Origin of the sequence: Streptomyces sp. NPDC059582 (assembly GCF_042735715.1) — a bacterium.
Lineage (GTDB): Bacteria > Actinomycetota > Actinomycetes > Streptomycetales > Streptomycetaceae > Streptomyces.
The window spans coordinates 56122-71339 of the sequence record NZ_JBHWCC010000019.1; the positions used below are offsets into that span (position 1 = coordinate 56122).

At 71.7% G+C, this 15218-nt stretch carries 13 protein-coding genes; 10 read left to right on the forward strand and 3 right to left on the reverse strand.

Annotated features, from left to right (window positions below):
- Position 1 precedes the first annotated feature (1 nt).
- Entirely contained in the window at positions 2–808 is an 807-nt protein-coding gene (locus tag ACFV0T_RS18275) for an SGNH/GDSL hydrolase family protein (RefSeq protein WP_385779693.1), read from the reverse strand.
- 233 nt (positions 809–1041) lie between these two features.
- Here ACFV0T_RS18275 and ACFV0T_RS18280 point away from each other — a divergent pair, with 233 nt between their 5' ends.
- The 6 genes from ACFV0T_RS18280 (at position 1042) to ACFV0T_RS18305 (ending at position 9514) form a co-directional block, all read left to right on the forward strand.
- Positions 1042–1476 (forward strand): hypothetical protein, encoded by a 435-nt coding sequence (locus ACFV0T_RS18280; protein ID WP_385779695.1) that lies wholly within the window; start codon positions 1042–1044, stop codon positions 1474–1476.
- Position 1477: 1 nt separating this feature from the next.
- The gene (locus ACFV0T_RS18285) at positions 1478–2572 is read left to right on the forward strand and encodes a GNAT family N-acetyltransferase (protein ID WP_385779697.1); all 1095 of its coding nucleotides are present in this window, start codon (positions 1478–1480) and stop codon (positions 2570–2572) included.
- A gap of 389 nt (positions 2573–2961) precedes the next feature.
- Entirely contained in the window at positions 2962–3783 is an 822-nt protein-coding gene (locus ACFV0T_RS18290; RefSeq protein WP_385779699.1) for a glycosyltransferase family 2 protein, read from the forward strand.
- Positions 3780–4850 (forward strand): glycosyltransferase family 2 protein, encoded by a 1071-nt coding sequence (locus ACFV0T_RS18295; RefSeq protein WP_385779701.1) that lies wholly within the window; start codon positions 3780–3782, stop codon positions 4848–4850. The genes ACFV0T_RS18290 and ACFV0T_RS18295 overlap by 4 nt, the downstream gene beginning before the upstream one ends.
- Positions 4843–5643, forward strand: coding sequence for a polysaccharide deacetylase family protein (locus ACFV0T_RS18300; RefSeq protein ID WP_385779703.1), 801 nt, complete (start codon positions 4843–4845; stop codon positions 5641–5643). The genes ACFV0T_RS18295 and ACFV0T_RS18300 overlap by 8 nt, the downstream gene beginning before the upstream one ends.
- Positions 5636–9514: a lipopolysaccharide biosynthesis protein gene (locus ACFV0T_RS18305; protein ID WP_385779705.1), complete on the forward strand. Its 3879-nt coding sequence runs from the start codon at positions 5636–5638 to the stop codon at positions 9512–9514. Before ACFV0T_RS18300 ends, ACFV0T_RS18305 begins: the two co-directional genes overlap by 8 nt.
- 22 nt (positions 9515–9536) lie before the next feature.
- Here ACFV0T_RS18305 and ACFV0T_RS18310 read toward each other — a convergent pair whose 3' ends face one another.
- The gene (locus ACFV0T_RS18310) at positions 9537–10958 is read right to left on the reverse strand and encodes a xylan 1,4-beta-xylosidase (RefSeq protein WP_385779707.1); all 1422 of its coding nucleotides are present in this window, start codon (positions 10956–10958) and stop codon (positions 9537–9539) included.
- A gap of 272 nt (positions 10959–11230) precedes the next feature.
- Here ACFV0T_RS18310 and ACFV0T_RS18315 point away from each other — a divergent pair, with 272 nt between their 5' ends.
- Together ACFV0T_RS18315 and ACFV0T_RS18320 are read left to right on the forward strand one after the other, a co-directional pair.
- Positions 11231–12328: a DUF5925 domain-containing protein gene (locus tag ACFV0T_RS18315; protein ID WP_385779709.1), complete on the forward strand. Its 1098-nt coding sequence runs from the start codon at positions 11231–11233 to the stop codon at positions 12326–12328.
- A 116-nt stretch (positions 12329–12444) separates the two neighbouring features.
- Complete coding sequence (locus ACFV0T_RS18320; RefSeq protein WP_385779712.1) at positions 12445–13236, forward strand: DUF72 domain-containing protein; 792 nt, start codon at positions 12445–12447, stop codon at positions 13234–13236.
- A gap of 90 nt (positions 13237–13326) precedes the next feature.
- Here the strand turns inward: ACFV0T_RS18320 and ACFV0T_RS18325 are convergent, their stop codons facing one another.
- Positions 13327–13695 carry a GntR family transcriptional regulator gene (locus ACFV0T_RS18325; RefSeq protein ID WP_385779715.1) on the reverse strand — a complete coding sequence of 123 codons (369 nt, stop codon included), beginning with the start codon at positions 13693–13695 and terminating at the stop codon, positions 13327–13329.
- 81 nt (positions 13696–13776) lie between these two features.
- Here ACFV0T_RS18325 and ACFV0T_RS18330 point away from each other — a divergent pair, with 81 nt between their 5' ends.
- Together ACFV0T_RS18330 and ACFV0T_RS18335 are read left to right on the forward strand one after the other, a co-directional pair.
- Positions 13777–14706: a GNAT family N-acetyltransferase gene (locus ACFV0T_RS18330; RefSeq protein WP_385779719.1), complete on the forward strand. Its 930-nt coding sequence runs from the start codon at positions 13777–13779 to the stop codon at positions 14704–14706.
- Positions 14687–15187 (forward strand): DUF402 domain-containing protein, encoded by a 501-nt coding sequence (locus ACFV0T_RS18335; protein WP_385779721.1) that lies wholly within the window; start codon positions 14687–14689, stop codon positions 15185–15187. The genes ACFV0T_RS18330 and ACFV0T_RS18335 overlap by 20 nt, the downstream gene beginning before the upstream one ends.
- Positions 15188–15218: the final 31 nt, after the last annotated feature.

Here is a 15218-nt window from a genome sequence, read left to right on the forward strand (position 1 = left end):
ATCAGGCCGCGTTCGTCAGCACCGGCAGATAGCCGCCCGAATGTCCGGCGGCGGTCGGGTGGTAGGACACGCCGATGTCCAGCCAGTTGAGACTGTGCAGCCAGGAGCTGCCGGAGCAGATCTCGTGGCCGGTGAACGTGGAACGGACGTCGCCGAACGTGAAGCCGTGGGCAGCGGCGCGTTGCGCGACGGCGGCGTCGAGGTAGTCGGCCGCGGCGTTGATCGCGGCGCGCTTGGTGTCGGAGAGGCCGACGCAGGTCGCGCCGATCCTGTAGAAGCGGGGGTAGCCGATCACGACCACATGAGCGTTCGGGGCCTTGGCGCTGATCGCGTTGTAGACGGTGTCGAGTTTGCCGGGCAGCGTCGAGTCGACGTAGGCCCTGGCGGTGTTGATGCGGGAGATGCAGCCACTGTCGGAGGAGAGCACACAGGTCGTCATGACGTCGGCGAATCCCGCGTCGTTGCCGCCGATGGTGATCGAGACCAGGCCGGTCGAGGTGCTGAGCCCGCCGAGCTGACTCGCCAGAACTTCGTCCGTCCTGGCGCCCGAGCAGGCGGCGAAGGTGAACGACGACGGGGCGTGGGCGGCGTTCCAGAGGTAGGGGTACGCCTTCGTGCTGCGGTCGCAGTCGCCGCTGGAGCTGATGTAACTGCCGGCGCCGACCCCGGACGAGTAGGAGTCGCCCAGGGCCACGTATCCGGTTGCTGCGGCGTTCTCGGACGCCTGCGCCATACCTGTCCCGGTGAGGGCGATGCCGCCGGCGAGGAGGAGTGAGCTGACGAATGCCGTGATTCGGGAACGTCTCATGGAACCTCCCTTTAGCAGGATCTCTGCCTCAACTTTCGTAGCAACTACGCGTGTTGACAGGAAGTGTCCATGCCAAGATTTCTTCGCCCCGGCCGCATCCGGCGCCCCGGCCGCACCGCCTGCCCCCGTCCCGGACGAGAACCGCGGTGAACGACTTCCGCATCTTGACGACGCCCTTCCGGCTGCGCGACATTGAAGCCCGGCATCCGGCGCTTCGGGGGGCAAAGTCGCCAATGCAGAACATAGGTATCAAGACAGCTTCGACAGCATCGACGGAGGACACCGAACAGCCGCGGTCAGGACCGGGGAGGGACCTGTCACCGCTGCTCGCGGGCGCCGCCACGGCCGTCGGGGCGATCGGTGCGCTGCTCGCGCTCACCGACTCGGACTCGGCCCTGCGCGGCCCGTTCACCCTGTTCTTCCTGCTCGTGGCCCCGGCGACCGCCATCGCGGCCGCCCTGCGGGGGCTGGATCCTTTCGGTCGCGTGCTCGCCTCGGTTGCGGGCGCGATCGTTCTGGACATGCTGGTGGCCCAGGGCATGCTCGCTGTGCACCGCTGGTCGGTATCCGGCGGGATCACGGCGGTGACCGTGCTCAGCGCCCTGGCTCTCCTGCTGGTTCCGGTGCGGCGACGGCGCGGCCGTACGGCGAGAAGACAGGGCTCCTGACGTGGACATCAGCGTGTACCGCCCGGGCGAGCTGAGCGCCGCCCACCGGGCGGCGTGGACGGCGATGCAGTCCAAGGCCCATCTGCACGACGCGCCCGGTCTCGCGAACCCGTTCCTGTCGCCCGAGTTCACGCTCGCCACGGGCCGGGTCAGACGCGGCGTGCGGATCGCGGTCGTCCTGGAGGACGGGGAGCCGGCCGCGTACTTCCCGTTCCGGAGAACCGCCGCCGGTGTCGGCAGAGCCGTCGGCCTCGGTGTCTCCGACGCCCAGGGCCTGGTGCACCGGCCCGGGTTCACCTGGGACGCCCGCGAGCTGTTACGGGCCTGCGGACTGTCGTTATGGGAGTTCGACCATCTGGTGGAAGGCCAGCAGCCGTTCGAGGCGGGAGCCTCCGGCACCTTCCCGTCCCCGGTCATGGATGTCGACCAGGGCTACGAGACCTATCTGGACGGGCTGCGCGACCGGTCGCCGAAGTTCACCCGCACCACGCTCGCCAAGGAGCGCAGGCTCGGCCGGGACGCCAAGGACGTGCGCTACGTCCATGACGAGCGCGATCCGGCCGCGCTGCACGCCCTGATGGCGTGGAAGTCCGCGCAGTACCGGAGGACCGGACGCAGCGACCGCTTCGCGCACGAGTGGATCAGCCGGCTCGTACGGCAGTTGTTCCACAGCCGCTCCGAGCCGTTCGCCGGCATCCTGTCGGTGCTGTACGCGGACGGCAGGCCGGTCGCCGCCCACTTCGGACTGCGCACCGAGCGCGTACTGGCCTGCTGGTTCCCGGCGTACGACCCGGCGTTCGCGAAGTACTCCCCGGGCCTGATCCTGCATCTGCGCATGGCCGAGGCGGCCGCCGCGGACGGCATCGCGTACCTCGATCTGGGCCGGGGCCAGAAGGGCTACAAGGACTCCCTGAAGACACGCGAAGTCGCCGTGTCCGAAGGGTGGGTGACACGTCGTCACCCGGTGGCGGTCGGACACCGGGCACGCCGTGCCCCGGTACGGGCGCTGCGCAACGCGGTACTGGCCCGTCCGGAACTGTTCGAACCGGCGGACCGCCTGCTCAAACGGGTGGGTCATTTCCGTTCGAGCCGATGAGCAACACCGAACAAAGTAGTGTAACGACCAAACCAACAAAAAGGTGAGCCTCGTTCCAGGTCTTGCCATACAGGTTCAATCATCAATACCGTCGTACATCTCACCCGCATCGGTCCGTCGGCACACGGCTCAGGGGAGGGACCACAGGGCCGCGGCGAACCGGGGCGGGGCGCGGTAGGGGGGTGCCGTGCTCGGTGAGCGCATCTGTCGCCGAGTCGTGCCGCGCGACCGGCCGTCGTACTCCGGCGGGCCGGCCAGCTTTGCCAGCTCATCCGCGTGCACGGAGAGCCATTCCGCCGTGCCGTGGATGAGAAACCCCCCTTTCGAACCGGACACATAGCCGGGCCGCCCAGGGGCGGGCGGTCCACCGGACGAGAGGGACCAGACCCATGAGCTCAGTTCTGCGCCCGCCCACTTCGGGGCAGGATCCGATGACGGCCGGGCACTACCGGCCGATCTCCTCTCACCTGGCCATCGCGCCACCGGTGAGCGTGGTGATACCCGCCATGAACGAGGCGGAGAACCTTCCGTACGTCTTCAAGACCCTTCCGGACTGGATCCACGAAGTGGTCCTGGTGGACGGCAACTCCACCGACGACACCGTCGAGGTCGCCCGCGATCTGTGGCCCGGGGTCCGGGTCGTCGCACAGGACGGCAAGGGCAAGGGGGACGCCCTGATCACCGGGTTCGAGGCGTGCACCGGCGACATCATCGTGATGGTCGACGCGGACGGCTCGGCCGACGGCAACGAGATCGTGTCGTACGTCTCCGCCCTCGTCTCGGGCGCGGACTTCGCCAAGGGCTCCCGCTTCGCCAACGGCGGCGGCACCGACGACATGACCTTCATCCGCAAGCTCGGCAACTGGGCGCTGTGCACGGTCGTCAACCGCAAGTTCGGCGCCCGTTACACCGACCTCTGCTACGGCTACAACGCGTTCTGGCGGCACTGCCTGGACAAGATCGACCTCGACTGCACGGGCTTCGAGGTCGAGACCCTGATGAACATCCGGGTGGTCAAGGCCGGTCTGAAGGTGCAGGAGATCCCGAGCCACGAGTACCTCCGCATCCACGGCACGAGCAATCTGCGGGCCGTGCGGGACGGGTTCCGGGTGCTCAAGGTGATCCTCGGCGAGCGCTCGAACCGGCGTGAGCTGCGCCGGCAGGCCCACCACTCGCCGATGCTCGACTCGGTCCGGGGAGAGGTGTCTTGAGCGGTCCCGACATCTCCGTCGTGATCTGCGTGTACACGGAGGACCGCTGGGAGGACATCCTCGCGGCGGTCGCCTCCGTGCGGGCGCAGTCCCGTCCGGCCCTGGAGACGCTGCTGGTCGTCGACCACAACGCGGCGCTCCTGGACCGCCTGACCAAGGAGTACAAGGAGTACCGGGAAGCCGGCGAGGTGCAGGTCCTCGCCAACGCGGGTCCCCGCGGGCTGTCCGCGGGCCGCAACACCGGCATCGCCGCCTCGCGCGGCGAGGTCGTCGCGTTCCTCGACGACGACGCCGTGGCCGAGCGGGACTGGCTGCGCCGTTTCGCCGAGGGGTACGCCGACCCGCGCGTGATGGCGGTCGGCGGCCGCACGGTGCCGATCTGGGCGTCGGGGCGCAGGCCCGCCTGGTTCCCGGAGGAGTTCGACTGGGTGGTGGGCTGCACGTACCGGGGCCTGCCGCCGGGCCGGGTCCGGGTGCGCAACGTCCTGGGCGGCAACGCCTCGTTCCGTCGTACGGCGTTCGACGCGGCGGGCGGATTCGCGACCGGCATCGGCCGGGACGGCGACCGCCGGCCGCTGGGCTGCGAGGAGACGGAGCTGTGCATCCGCCTCACCCGGGCGAGACCCGACGCGGTGCTGCTCATCGACGACCGCGCCGTGATCCACCACCGGGTGCCCGAGGCGCGCGAGCACTTCGGGTACTTCCGCACGCGTGCCTACGCGGAGGGCCTGTCCAAGGCGCTGGTGGCCCGCAGCGTCGGCGCCGACAAGGGCCTGGAGTCCGAACGGCGGTACGCGACCCGGGTGTTGCCGGCCGGTGTGGTCCGCGGTCTGCGCGACGCGCTGCTGGCCCGGCCGGGCGGCGCGGGCCGGGCCGGCGCGATCGTCGCCGGAGTACTCACGGCGGCCGGCGGGTATGTCGTGGGCCGTGCCCAGACACGCGGGGGCGGGGCCACCTTCTCGGTGGTGCGGATCGAGGCGACCCAGGACGGTCAGGGCAGCCAGGACAGTCAGGGCAGCCGGGTGGGCCAGGGGAGCCAGGGGAGCACGGAGGAAGCACATGACTGAGCCACGCGTGCCCATCCTCATGTACCACGCGGTCGCGGCCGACCCCAACGACGCCACCCGGACGCTGTCGGTCGCCCCCGAGGCGTTCGCCGAACAGCTGGCGCTCGTCGGTGACCTGGGCCTGACCCCGGTCACCACGGCCGACCTGGCCGCTCGCTGGCGGTCCGGCCGGCCGCTGCCCGCGCGCCCGGTCCTGATCACCTTCGACGACGGCTACGAGGGCGTGCACCGGCACGCCCTGCCGGTCCTCGCCAAACATGGCTTCGCGGCCACGCTGTTCGTGTCCACCGGCTGGATCCGGGGCGCGTACGACACCGGCGGCGGCCTGGACACCATGCTCGACTGGGACCAGGTGCGCGACCTCGCGGCGGCGGAGGTCGAGATCGGCGGCCACAGCCACAGCCACCCGCAGCTCGACCAGCTCGACGACGGCTCGCTGCGGCACGAGCTGACCCGCTGCCGGGACATCGTCGCCGACGAACTGGGCGCCCTGCCGGTGTCGTTCGCCTATCCCTACGGCTACTCCAGCCGTCGGGTGCGGCAGGCGGTGCGCGCGCACGGCTTCGCCCAGGCGCTCGCCGTCGGCAACGGACTCGCCCGCCGCCGCCAGGGGCCGTACGCCCTGCAACGCGTCACCGTGCGCCGCAGCACCGGGATCGAGGAGTTCGAGCGGCTCGTCGAGGGCCGCTCGATCGCTCGTGACTTCGCCAGGGACCGTGCCCTGACCAAGGGGTACGCGATGGTCCGCAGAGCCCGCCAGATCCGCCGGAAGGCCAGCCGTTCCCGTGTCTGACACGACGACCACAGCCCAGGAAGCGTCGACCGTGACCGAGGCGCCCGACCGGACGGCGCGTCGACTGCGCCTGCCCGGCCTGGGCGGGTCCTCCGGCGGCGGCAACCAGTTGTTCCGCAACGCCTACGCCCTGATGCTCAACACCGGCATCTCCGCGGTGCTCGGCCTCGGCTTCTGGCTCGCCGCCGCCCGGTACTACTCCGAGTCGGCGGTGGGCCAGGGGTCGGCCGCGATCGCCGCGATGAAGCTGCTCGCGGGCCTGACCGCGGTGACCCTGACGGGCGCGCTGGCCCGCTTCATCCCGGTCGCCGGGCGGGCCACGGGCCGCCTCATCTTCCGTACGTACGCGGGTAGTTCGGCGATCGTGGCGGTGGCCGCGGGCGTCTTCCTGCTGACCCTGGGCATGTGGGGGCCCTCGTACCGCTTCCTGCACGGGCCGATCAACGGGCTCGGCTTCGTCGTGGCGATCGTCGCCTGGAACCTGCTCACGCTCCAGGACGGTGTGCTGACGGGACTGCGCAGCGCGCTGTGGGTGCCGGTCGGCAACACCGTGTTCTCGGCCGTCAAGCTGGGGCTGCTGGTCGCGTTCGCGGTGGCGATCCCCACGACGGGCGTCTTCGTGTCCTGGGTCGCCGCGATCGCCACCTCCGTGGTGCCGCTGGGCTGGCTGGTGTTCCGCCGGCTGGTGCCGCGGCACGTCAAGGCGACCGCGGAGCACGCGAAGCCGCCGACCCTGAAGGAGGTCGGACGGTTCCTCGCCGGGGACTACACCGGTTCGCTGTTCTCCCTCGCCGTGGTCTACCTCGTCCCGGTGATCATCGCCTCGCAGGTCAGCTCCGAGGACAACGCGTACTTCTACATCACCACGACCATAGGCGGCACGGTCAACCTGCTCGCCATCAACATGGGCGCCTCGCTGACCGTCGAGGGCTCGCACGACCCGGCCCGGCTGGCCGCCAACACCCGGGCCGCGCTGAAGCGGATGGCCCGGATCATGCTGCCGGTCTGCGGAGTGCTGTTCGTCGGCGCACCCTGGATCCTGGGCGTCTTCGGCTCGGGCTACGCGGACGCGGCCACCCCGCTGCTGCGCTGGTTCGCCGTCGGCGCGGTGCTGCGGGTCGTGATGGAGACGTACTTCGCGGTGCTGCGTGCCCAGAGCCGCACCGGCGGACTCGCCTGGCTCCAGGGCCTGCTGTGCGTGCTGGTGCTCGGCCTGACGCTGCTGCTCCTGCCGCGCATGGGCCTGGTCGGCGCGGGCGTCGCCGAGATCTCCAGCCTCGCGGTGATCGTGACGCTCGCCGCGCCCCGGCTGTACCGGACGGTCAGGGCCGCGCCAACCGCGGTTGCCGAGACCGCGGCCCCCGACGGGGACCTCGCCGACCTGGGGGCGCGCGAGGTCCCCGCCCCGGGCGCGCCCCGCAGGCGGGGGCCCGCCTGGGCGCTGGACTCCGACACCCTCGCCCTCGGCATCCACGTCGACTTCGACCACCAGGAGCGCCGGCCGGACGTCCGGCCCGGTCCGGGCACGCCGCCCACCGGCACCCCCGTCGTCGACGCCGACCCGCGACCGGCCCGGGAGCCGGAGCGGCCGCCCGGGTCGGAGGCGTCGCTCGGCCCGGCCGACGCCGCGCGCCGCGACGAGGCGGAGGTCGACGCCCCGTTCGGGGCCGACTTCGGCACCGGCCTCGGCGGCCTGGACCGGGACCTCGACGCGGCCCGGGAGAGCGACCGGGAGGCGCAGGAGACCCTCGTACGGCAGGACCCGTCCGGGGACGATCCCGTGCGCGAGGATCCGCTCACGTCCGAGGATCCGCCCGTACGCGGACCCGTCGGGCCGCGTTCCTGGAGCGAGCGGCTGCTGCCCACCCGCCCCGGTCTGGTCCTAGGCTGTCTGCTGACCGCCGCGCTGCTGCTGTACTGGGTGCCCGCGCTGCGCCTCGGCGAGGCCGACCTCGACGAGATGGGCGGGCTCGGACTGATCTCGGTGCTGCCGCTGCCGACGCTGGTCGGCGCCGCGCTGCTGATCGGGGTCTTCGCGTCGCTGCTCTGGCTGGGCCGCGAGCACAAGGGGCTGCTGCTGGTCACGCTGCTCGCGACGGTCGTCTCGCTGCACGCGCTGCCCGCCGTGATCGAGACCGAGCCGCGGTTCGCGACCGCCTGGCAGCACCTCGGCTTCCTCGACTACATCCACCGGACCGGTTCGGCCGTGCCCGACCTGGACGCGCGCTGGAGCTGGCCCGGCTTCTTCGCGGCGGCCACGTTCGTGCTGAAGGCCTGCGGGGTCACCGACTACACCGAGCTGATCCGCTGGTGGCCGCTGGCCATCCAACTCCTCTACCTGGCGCCCATGTTCCTGCTGGTGCGCTCGCTGCGGGCGAGCTGGCGGGCCAAGTGGACCGGCATCTGGATCTTCGTGCTCAGCGGCTGGGTCGGCCAGGACTACTTCTCCCCGCAGGGCTTCACCTACCTGCTCTACCTGGCTTTCGTGGCGATCCTGCTGGTCTGGTTCCGCGCCCCGCGCGTGCTCTGGACGAAGCGGCGGCCCGGCGAGGCGGAGGTCGAGCCGACGAACCGGCGTCAGCAGGCGGTGCTGCTCGGCGTGCTGGTCGGCCTGTTCGCGGCCAGCGTCCCGGCCCATCAGCTCACCCCGTTCGTGATGCTGGGCGTACTGGCGGCGCTGGTCGTGCTCGGCCGCTCCGAGCTGCGCGGGCTGCCGCTGCTGTTCGCCGTGATCGTGGCGGCCTGGGTCGGCTTCATGGCCGAGCCGTACTGGTCCGGCCACTTCGACGACCTGTTCGGCGGGGTCGGCGGGGTCGGCAGCAATGTCTCGACGTCCGTCTCCGGCCGTATCCAGGGCGGCAGTTCCACGCACAAGCTGGTGCTCTACACCCGGGTACTGCTGGCCGGCGGAGTGATGGCGTTCGCCTGCTGGGGCTGGTGGCGGCGGCGCGAGCACAGGTATCGCGAGGTGTCGCTGCTCGTCCTCACCTTCGTGCCGTTCCTGGGCTTCGGCATGCAGTCGTACGGCGGCGAGATGGCGCTGCGCGTCTTCATGTTCGCCCTGCCGGGCGCGGCCCTGCTCGCCGCCCTCGCGCTGTTCCCGCGTACCGGGATCACCGCCGAGGAACGCGACAAGGACCGGGTGAGCCTCGCCCCGATGGCGGCGCTGCTGGCGGGTCTGATCCTCATGGGCGGCTTCCTGGTGGCCCGTTGGGGCAACGAGCCGTTCGAGCGGATCCGGCCAGGCGAGGTCACCGCCATGGACTACGTCTACGCCCATGACGACCCGACCGTACGCCTGCTGTGGCTGAGCAACGACACCGTGGACAACGTGACCCCGGCGTTGCCGTGGGGCGCGAGGGACATGGAGAAGGTGCAGTACGTGCCGACCCTGGCGCCCAGCGACCCGGTTCTGGTGTCGGGCCTGGTCAAGGCGCTGAAGGACGCGGGCCCCCAGTCGTATCTGATGGTCAACCGCAGCCAGGTGGTCTACCTCGAACTGGACGTGGGCTATTCGGCGACCTGGGAACCGCGGCTGCTGGAGAACCTGGACCGGCGGCCGGAGCTGACGAAGGTCCTCGTCAACGACGACGTGACCATGTACGCGCTGCGCGAGCAGCCCACGGGCGGGGTGCCCAAGGCCGACCCGGGCCCGATCGGCCCGCAGATCACCTGGACGCCCTGGTCGGTGGTCGGCGCGCTGGCGGCCCTCGCGCTGATCGTGCTGCTGACCGCGCGCGAGGTGGCCAGGGTCGCGATGCGGCCGAGCGTGCGGCAGCAGCGCTGGTTGCAGAGCGGGTTCTGGTTCACGCTGCCGCTGCTGGCGGTGCTGTTCGCCTCGCTGGTGCAACGGTTCCTGACGATGAAGTGAGCGACGTACGGGGTGCGGCGGCTCAGCGGCCGAGCCACTTCACCCCGTACGCCTGCATCGCGAACCGCTTGCCGTCGACCTGCGCGCTGATCGGCCGGTCGAGGGTGTTGACCACCAGGACGACCCGGTCGGTGGCGAGGACCCGGACGTTGGGCAGGTCGTCCGTGGCGACGGACACCGTCGCGTACCGCGTGCCGGGCGGGAAGGCCGCGCCGAACCGCGAGATCAGGTCGTACATGGGCATCTTCCCGCCGCCGTCCGACGCCTCCGTCGGCCTCCACAGGCAGCCCGGGCACGCGGTGCCCTTCTCCTTCTCCGGGTTCCAGTAGAAGCCGGAGGAGGCGCCGCCCTTGGCCATCGCGATCATTCCGGCGGCCTGCACGGCGACCCGGCGGGTCTCGGACCAGCCCTTGCGGTCGTCGTTGCCGTCCGCGGGTTCGACGTAGTACTCCGCCCACCACAGGGGCAGGTCGCCGGTCTGCCGCCGCACCCACTCGCCGACGGCGGTCAGTTTCTCGGTGGCGCCGAACTCGTCGGGCAGCAGTTCGTCGTCCCTGGTGTAGCTGGAGCCGTCGACGACGACGAAGTCCGCGCCGGCCTTGTGCTCGTTCCAGTAGGCGAACGCGTCGAGGACACGCTGGTCCATGGCGCCCCACGGCCCCTTGAACGTCGTCGAGGCCTCTTCCGCGCGCGGGTCCACACTGTCCATCACCAGGTACGGGCCGCCGACCATGATGTCCTTGTCGACCTTCTTCAGGGCCTGGTAGACGAGGTTGTACATCCGGGTGTACCCCTCGTAGTCCCAGCGGCCCTCGGCGTCGTTCCAGAAGCCCTTGAACTCGTTCCAGACGATGAAGTGACGTATGTCCGGATAGCGCTTGGCGACGGTCGCGGCGAGCGCGGCGAAGTCCGCGTAGTGCTTGGACTGCGGCGCCGTCTCCAGGGCGGACTGGCTCCAGTCGGTGCTGTCGGCGCCGGCCTTGCCGCCCTTCATCCAGTCCGGTGAGCAGCACAGGGTGATGACCGGGGTGCCGCCCGACGCGCGGACGAAGTCGACACGGCGGTCCAGCGCCCCGAAGTCATAACGCCCCTTGACCGGTTCCGGGTTGTCGGCGCCCCAGCCCATGATGGCCTGGTTCTGCGGCAGGCCCCCGTCCTTCGACAGCAGCCCCTCGACCCGCCGGGTGGCGGCGCCGCCACCCTGGTCGGCGCTGAACTGGGTGTGCGTGAAGCCCCAGCCCACGTCGGGCTCCACCCGGCCCTTCGGGCCGGCGGGGGTGCCGTGGACCTTGTCGCCGTCGGGCGTGGTGCCCACGGTGCTGCCACCACCCCCGGGCAGCGTGTTGATCAGGGTCACGATCAGAGCGAGTGCGGCCACGCCCACGCCGAGCAGCGCGGTGAGCCGCCACCGCAGTGCCCCCGAATTCCACCCATGACGTCCCATCAAGGGCAACAGTAACGGCGGGAACGGCCGTTCGGGCAGGTGTCGTGAATGCACAGCCTCGTAACAGGAGGCACGACGGGACAGGAGGAGGCGGGACAGGAGGAGGCGGGAACACCGAGGGGAGACCGACGGCGCGCGGACGGCGCGGGGACCGGGCGGATCCGGGGAGGTACGCAGAAAGGGATACACCGGAAGTGGGGAACACGGCCGACACTTCGCGCGCACTGCGGAAACCGGGTGCAACGGACGCCCTCGTGCCGGATCATGGCGGCATGTCCGCGAACCCGCACGACGCACTGCCGATCCGGCTCAACGTCGACGACTCCGACTCCCCGTCCGACGTCGTCGACGCGCTGTTCCTCGGCCGCTTCGCGACGGGCGAGCAGCCGTTCTCGCACGCGTCGAACATCGACCGCGTACGGTCCGGGGCGTCCCTGCTGCCGCCGGACGCCCGGGTGCTGCGCATCGCCCGCGACGACGACCGCAGCGCGACCCTGGCCGAGGGCGACGGCTGGACGCTCCTCGTCTCCCGCTGGAGCCGGGGCGCCGACGTCACGGTCACGGCGACCAGCGCCGAGCTCGCGGCGAAGGTCCTCGACCAGGCGACGGACGGCGCGACGGACGAGCCGGAACCACAGCCGGAGAACGTCACGATGGGCTTCTGGTACGTGTCCCCCAGACGGGGCCCGCACCGCACCACCCGGCAGATCTCGGCGGGTACGTGGGACGAGGTGCGGGCCAACTACACGGCCCCGGTGGCCGACGCGATGAACCGCCTGATGAAGACGACCCCGGAGGACATCGCCGGCCGGCTGCTCCTGCTGCACGGCCCGCCCGGCACCGGCAAGACCTCGGCGCTGCGCACGCTGGCCCGTTCCTGGCGGGACTGGTGCCAGGTGGACTGCGTCCTGGACCCGGAGCGGCTCTTCAGCGACGTCGGCTATCTGATGGACATCGCGATCGGCGAGGAGGACTCGGCGGGCAAGGGCCGTTGGCGGCTGCTGCTCCTGGAGGACTGCGACGAGCTGATCCGCGGCGAGGCCAAGCACACGGCCGGCCAGGCCCTGTCCCGGCTGCTGAACCTGACCGACGGCCTGCTCGGCCAGGGCCGCAACGTCCTGGTCGGCGTCACGACCAACGAGGACCTGGAACGCCTGCACCCGGCCGTCGTCCGCCCCGGCCGCTGCCTGGCCCGCATCGAGGTCGGCAGACTGACCCGCGCGGAGGCGGTGGACTGGCTGGGCGCGGAGGAAGGGGTCGGCCGGGAGGGGGCGACGCTGGCGGAGCTGTACGCGCTGCGCCGGGGGACGTCACCGGCGTCGGTGCCGGAGCCGCGGGGCGGGGCCGACGAGGGAGGGCTCTACCTCTAGCGGTCGGCGACCCCTGCGGTCGGCGGCCTCCGCGGTCGGCGTCTCCGGTGGCCGGCCGCTCCAGTGGCGGGCGATCCCACGGTCGCCTCCGACGCCCTGGGTGATTTCATGGATGTATGACCGTGTTCGTGGGCACGTCGGGCTGGCAGTACCGGGACTGGCGCGAGGTGTTCTACCCGGCCGGCGTGCCGGTACGGCTGTGGCTGGAGGAGTACGCGACGCGGTTCGTCACGGTGGAGGTCAACAACGCCTTCTACCGGCTGCCGAGCCGCGAGACCTTCGAGGGCTGGCGCGACCGGCTGCCGACGGATTTCGTGGTGTCGGTCAAGGCGAGCCGCTATCTGACCCACATCAAGCGGCTACGGGACCCCGAGGAGCCGGTCGCCCGGCTGATGAGCCACGCGGCCGGTCTGGGTGACCGCCTCGGCCCGGTCCTCCTCCAGCTGCCGCCGACCCTGCGCGTGGATCCGGAGCTGCTGGACGGCTGCCTCGCCTGCTTCCCGGAGGGCACGCGGATCGCGGTCGAGCCCCGCCACGACTCGTGGTGGACGCCCGAGGTGCGCGAGGTGCTGGAGTCCCGGGGCGCGGCCCTGTGCTGGGCCGACGCGGGGTCGCGGCCGGTCACCCCGTTGTGGCGCACCACCGACTGGGGCTACGTCCGCTTCCACCACGGTCGCGCCCGGCCCTGGCCGCGCTACGGCCGCCGCTCCCTGTCGACGTGGGCCCGGCGCATCGCCGACACCTGGTGCGAGAACGGGGACGTGTACGCGTACTTCAACAACGACCCCGGCGGGGCGGCCGTCGTGGACGCGGGGGTGTTCGCCCGGGCGGCGCGCACGGCGGGACTCGCCCCGACCCGCACCCCGACACGCACCCCGCGGGACCTGCGACAGACCGCCCACGGCTGAGCCGCCGGACCACAGAACCGCCGAGCCGCCGAGCCACGGGTCCCGAACCCACTGACCGGCTGACCCGCTGTGTCGCCGAGCCGCTGGTCGTCACCCGTCGTAAGCCGCCCGCAGGGCGTGCCGTACCGCGGCCAGCGCGTCCGCCTCCGTGAGTCCGAGGCGCCTGGCCCGCTCCACGTACGTCTGCGCGGCAGCCGCCAGCTCCCGTTCCGCGGCCGCCCCGGCCGCCGCGACATACGTGCCGTGCCGCCCCCGCGTCTCGATCACGCCGTCCGCCTCCAGCGCCCGGTACGCCTTGGCCACCGTGTTCACCGCGAGGCCCAGCGACTCGGCCAGCCCGCGCACGGTCGGCAGCCGGTAGCCCACCGGCAGCGCCCCCGACCGCGCCTGCGCGGAGATCTGCGTCCGTACCTGCTCGTACGGCGGAGCGCCGTCATCGATGTCGATCTTCAAGGTCACGGGACGATTGTCGCGCACCCGCCGCCGCCGCGCCCGAAAATGAGAGGCGCCCCGGCGGCGGCCACCGTAGCGTGCGGCGGCATGACTGTGATCGTGCGCGAGCTGCGTCCCGATGTCCGCCCGGATGTCGAGGCCTTCGCCCATGTCCGCCACCGGGCCCTTCCGTTCGTGCTGTGGACCCCGGACGCCGTCCGCCACCGGCTCCTGCACACCCACCCGGACGCCCACTACCGCTCCCTCGTCGCCGAGGAGGACGGCGAGGTGATCGGCACGGCCCAGCTCGGCCTGGCCCACGAGAGCCCCGAGCCGGGCCAGGGCTACCTCAACGTCTATGTGCACCCGGACCGGATGCGCCGCGGCGCCGGCGGGCTCCTCGTCCGCACCGCCGAGGAGTACCTGGCCACCCGGGGAGCGACCCGGCTGTTCTCCTGGGTCCTCGACGAACCCGCCCACCGCGCCTTCGCCGAGCGGCACGGCTACCGCGCCAGCCGCAGCGCGCACTTCCTCCGCCTTGATCTGGCGAACGGCACGCTGCCGCCGCTCCAGGACCCGCCGCCCGGCGTCGAACTGCGCACGGCCGCCGACTTCGCGGACGACCCGCGCCCGCTGTTCGAACTGGACGCGGAGACGGCGTCGGACGAACCGAGCGACATCGACAGCGAGTTCACGGACTACGCGGCCTGGGTCGAGGAGCACTGGGAACACCCGCTCCTCGACCGCGACATGACCGTCGTCGTGGTCGTCGACGGTCGCCCCGCCGCCTTCAGCGTGGCCCACACGGACGGTGCCGCCCGCTATTCCACCGCCATGACCGGCACCGCCCGCGACTTCCGTGGCCGGGGCCTCGCCAAGCTCGCCAAGAACGCCTCCCTGCACCGCGCCCGCGCGGCCGGTTGCACCGAGGCGTTCACCGGCAACGACGACGGGAACGGCCCGATGCTCGCCATCAACAAATGGTTCGGGTACGAGATCTGCGCGACGGAGGTGCGGTATGTCCGCGACCTCGGCTGACCCGGGCCGCCCGGTCGACGTCGTCCTGGTCAAGGCCGGCCGGACGAAGATCCGTTACCCCGCGGAGCTGCTCCGGGACGACGGCACCCGGATCGTCGTGCGCGCGCCCTTCGCGGGCGAGGCCGTACGTGACTTCGGTTTCGTGCGCTTCGAGCCGGGCGACGTCTTCACGGAGTACTACTGGCGGGACCGGTGGTACGCGGTGATGGAGGTGCGTGACCCCTCGGGCACGCTCAAGGGCTGGTACTGCGACATCGCCCGCCCCGCGACCTTCTCCGGCACCGAACTCGTCGTGGAGGACCTCGACCTGGACCTGTGGCGCTCCGCCGACGGCAGTGACGTACGACGGCTGGACGAGGACGAGTTCGAGGAGAGCGGCCTCGCGGAGCGGGACCCGCAGGCCGCGTCCGCCGCCGTGGCCGCCCTCGACCACCTGGAACGGCTGGCCCGCGAGGGCGGCTTCGACGAACTGCTCGGCTAGGGCGATCACCCGTCGCCGGGCAGACATCACC